At 41.7% G+C, this 1429-nt stretch carries 1 protein-coding gene; it reads left to right on the top strand.

The features are described 5' to 3' along the window. Positions 1–153 precede the first annotated feature (153 nt). Positions 154–1410, top strand: a complete 1257-nt coding sequence (locus ACM0OT_RS23760; protein WP_414566835.1) for an ISAs1 family transposase — start codon at positions 154–156, stop codon at positions 1408–1410. Positions 1411–1429: the final 19 nt, after the last annotated feature.

The raw sequence follows: 1429 nt of genomic DNA, 5'->3' as shown, positions 1-1429 counted from the left end.
CAGGGTAAGCTCATCTAATTTGGTATAGAGTGAGCTTGACAAATTAGCCAAGACAAGGATAAACAAAGGTGTAAAAAATGCACTTGACTTCAGAACAAGATTAATGAGAAGACTTCAATACATATTGTCCCAAAATCTTCAGGAGTCTAGTTGATGTCACAGGGCTTTGAAACAAAATCTGCGGATGGACTTCAAAATACACGTGAAGAGCGAAAGTCAAAAGAAATAGCAGACATCGCCAGCATTCAACAGAGTCTAGTGGAGCATTTTGGGGATATCAAAGACCCCAGAGTAGAGCGAACAAAAAAACATCAACTTACAGACATCTTAGTAATTGCGATTCTGGCAGTCATAGGAGGAGCGCAAGGATGGGAAGATATCGAGAATTACGGTATCAGTAAGCAACAGTGGTTAGAAGAGTTCTTAGCACTACCAAACGGAATTCCGTCAGATGATACTTTCCGTCGGGTGTTTGAGTTCATCAACCCAGAAGTACTCAATCGATGTTTCTTGAGATGGGTAGAAACCCTAATCACAAACATGGGAGGAGAAATAATCCCCATAGATGGAAAGACAATTAGGGGTTCTTATGACCGCAATCAAGGTCAAAGCGCACTCCACGTTATCAGTGCCTGGGCAAGTGAACAACGTTTGGTGTTGGCACAGGTGAAAGTAGAAGATAAATCCAATGAAATTACTGCAATTCCCGCATTATTAGAGTTACTAGATATCACAGGCGCTATCATCACCATTGATGCAATGGGTACACAAACTGAAATTGCCAAACAAATTATCGCTAAAAAAGCTGATTATGTCCTGGCACTGAAAGCCAACCATCCCACGCTTTATTCTCAAGTCAAACAATGGTTTGACACTGCGCTTGCAGAGCAATTTTCGGGGATTAATGTTAGTTATGACAAACGGATTGAAAAAGCACATCATCGCACGGAAATTCGTGAAGTTTGGACTGTACCCATTACGGCTATCGGTGAGCTTTATCAACCCAAATTCTGGGCAGGTTTGCAATCTCTGGTTATGGTTGTCCGTGTTCGTCATCTTTGGAATAAAACTACTCGTGAGGTTCAGTTTTATCTCTCTTCTTTAAACAGTGATGCTCAAATTATCGGTCGGGCTATCCGAAAACACTGGGGCATTGAAAACGAGGCTCACTGGACTCTCGACTGTACCTTTGCAGAAGACGCTTGTCGCATTCGTTCTTTCCACAGTCCCCAAAATTTTGCTCTTTTACGACGCTTCGCTCTCAATGCTCTTAACCGTGAACAGACCTACAAACGTAGTCTCCGTCAAAAAATGAAACGCACTGCTATGGATAATAATTATATGATTCAGGTTCTCAGTTGTTTCATTGACAATACTTTAGATTCTTCTGATTCCTTGTGTCAAGCCTGATTGAGATGCTCTTACCCTG

This window comes from Anabaena sp. CCY 9613 (genome assembly GCF_963920895.1).
Lineage (GTDB): Bacteria > Cyanobacteriota > Cyanobacteriia > Cyanobacteriales > Nostocaceae > Cyanocohniella.
Note: the sequence above shows the minus strand (reverse complement) of the source record. Positions and strands in the feature narration are given on the sequence as shown.